The sequence below is a fragment of the Pseudomonadota bacterium genome (assembly GCA_022361155.1).
Classification (GTDB): Bacteria; Myxococcota_A; Polyangia; order Polyangiales; family JAKSBK01; genus JAKSBK01.
This window is the reverse complement of sequence record JAKSBK010000490.1, coordinates 1-2,520: the sequence shown is the minus strand read 5'-3', so window position 1 is coordinate 2,520 and position 2,520 is coordinate 1. Positions and strand designations below refer to the sequence as shown.

The following is a 2,520-nucleotide window of genomic DNA, read 5'->3' as shown; positions in this document are numbered from 1 at the left end:
GGTTGTACAACCCCCAAAACACCGGGCTTTCAGGGTTTAATCCCTGCAAAATGAAGAAAAGTGCGCTTGGTCAGGGCCTAGGCGTCTGCAAGCACGGCAAGAGTCTTGTTGCGTCGGGTGCGAAGGGACTTGCCGCCAGCGCAGACCCGTACTCGGCTTGGCAGCCGCGTTGGTCCGCGGCCAAAAGCGTCACCGCGACCCATGCCACACACCCATCGCGCGTCGGCTCCTGTGGAAACAACCCCACTTTGCGAGTAACATGTCCCGATGCGGTCGCCACACCTACTCAAAGCGGGGTCAAACGCGCGCAGGGTCCGCGACAACCTCGTTGGTGTTATCGACCGAAATGCACTGGCGCAGATTGACCGTGAGCTGGAGTCAAACGTCGTGTCACTCTTCAACCTGGCGAACGAGCACTATGAGTTCGCCAAGGGCCCCGCAGCAAGCTCTTGGCGCCAACGGAGCTCGCGCCTCTACTATGCTGCGTATGCAGCCGTACGGGCAGTCAAGCTTGAGGTAGACGGTCACTACTCCACCGACGTGAAGGACCACGCCAAGGTGGCTGATCTGCCTCGAGCACTGAACAATCGCGAGCGCTACAAGAACAGCCTGGGTTCGCTTCGTGACGACCGAAACTTGGCCGACTACGATCACACCGCGGAGGTCGATGAACTAATATTGGACCCCAGGGACGCCCAAGATCTAGTGGACAGTTTGCTGCATGACGTAAGGTCGCTGTTAACCGAGCGAGGTGTAAAACTGTGACACTAAGCAAGCCGCAGGAACTCGATGACGACATGGCCGCCAAAGCGGCCACGCTCATCGAGAAGGCTACGGGTCTAGAGGGGGACATCTGGGAAACCAAGCAGCTGTCTGAGGAGCCGCGTCTAGTCATGAGGGTGATCTCTGCGACAGAGCAGCACTACGAAATCGTCAACCGGATCGCCGAGGATCTGCCAGACGAGAACCCCTATCGTGGGCGTGTCTCGGTCGCGAAACGTCCGCTCAAGGAGCTGACGCTGGAATCGGCCGAGGTACTCCTTCTGACGCGGACGCTGTCCAGCACACTGACCGCAGATCGTCACGCTGACGCCACCGAGTTTCGGACAAGGTACATCAGTAGTCAGTCCGGCGCCGAGCAACAAGTGACTGCGATGAGCAACAACATTGTCTTTGGGAGGCGAGGAGCAGGGAAATCGACGCTGCTAGTATACGCTCAGCACCATTTCCAGCATGAGGGGCTGCCCTGTGCATGGCTGGACATGCAGACGTACGAAGGACGCAACGACACCGTCGTCCACATCGACGTGCTCGATGAACTTGCTGAAACACTGAACGAATTGAGCTCTGGCGCAATGAATGAGTTCCTTCTCGCTTCCCGCAAGTTGAGAGACGAAGGAGAACCCACGCTCCCGAGGATCCGAAGGCTAATGCCGTCATTCAAACGAGGAGCTCTGCACCTGACTCGCAGGCACGGCGGGCTGGGTATCTTTCTCGACGACCTCCATGTCGTTCCCAAAGAACGCCAGCCCGAGCTGCTGACTCTCCTCTACTCGTTCTCTCGGGGAAACCGAATCTGGCTGAAGGTTTCCGCCCTTGAGCACTTCACAAATCACTGGGATCCCGTGCGCCGCGTGGGCCTCGAAGCTCCGGGTGACGCGCAGACGATTCATTTAGACTACAACCTTACGGACCCACGAGCCGCCCTCCGGCACACGACGCGCATCATGGACGCGATCGCGATGCAATGCGCATTGCCCGGCATCGGCGCGATCTTGAATAGCGGCGTGTTAGCGCGCCTCGTCTGGGTCGCCGCGGGAGTCCCCCGCGACGCCCTGGACATACTACGCCAGTCGATTTCCACTGCTGCCCAGAAACGAAGGACCTCCAAGAAACTATCGGCCCCGTCGCCAAGAAAAAAGGTTGCGGTCGAGGATGTTAACACGGCGGCATCACGGTGCATCGAGAACAAGCTTCAGTTCTTGAGCCTGGATAGTTCGCTCGAACAAGAGCCACTTGCTACGCTTCTTGAGTCGGTAAAGCAGTTTTGCATCAAAGAGGAGAAGCGAAATGCCTTCTTAGTACGGATACGTCACGAGTCGTCATTCTACCAGCAGTTCCTGAAGTTGATCGACCTCAGGTTTCTGCACGTCTTGAACCCGGGAATCACGAAAAGCAGGACGGGAGAGAAATTCGTCGCACTGTTGCTTGACTACGGCTTCTACACGGGCACTCGCCGCGCCAAGACAGTCGATGTGCTTCAGAAGGAACCTGAGCGCCTACCCTACGACTTGCTGCGAAGGCTGCCTGTGTTCGAGCCAGACGAGAGGCCCGGTTCCAACTGAATGCGCCAGCGATCCATTGGACAGTGAACGGAGGACACCGCACTGACCGGCGTTGACCACGCGAGGATTGGGTTCCGGTGACGCCGACGAGGTTCCGCGAGCGTGCCGTGAGCCTTCGCGCCTGACAACAGGGCGGGGGAGACGCTCGAGGCAACGCCACACGTTCACTGACAGC

General features: G+C 58.5%; 2 protein-coding genes. Both read left to right on the top strand.

What is annotated here, in order from left to right:
* Positions 1-387: 387 nt before the first annotated feature.
* Positions 388-765, top strand: coding sequence for a hypothetical protein (locus MJD61_18305; protein ID MCG8557215.1), 378 nt, complete (start codon positions 388-390; stop codon positions 763-765).
* 32 nt (positions 766-797) lie between these two features.
* Positions 798-2,345: a hypothetical protein gene (locus tag MJD61_18300; GenBank protein ID MCG8557214.1), complete on the top strand. Its 1,548-nt coding sequence runs from the start codon at positions 798-800 to the stop codon at positions 2,343-2,345.
* The last annotated feature ends 175 nt before the right edge of the window (positions 2,346-2,520 follow it).

What these genes read in the sequence shown, in the direction of transcription:
- MJD61_18300 (MCG8557214.1), top strand. Translation starts at nt 798, where the DNA reads ATGGCCGCCAAAGCGGCCACGCTCATCGAGAAGGCTACGGGTCTAGAG.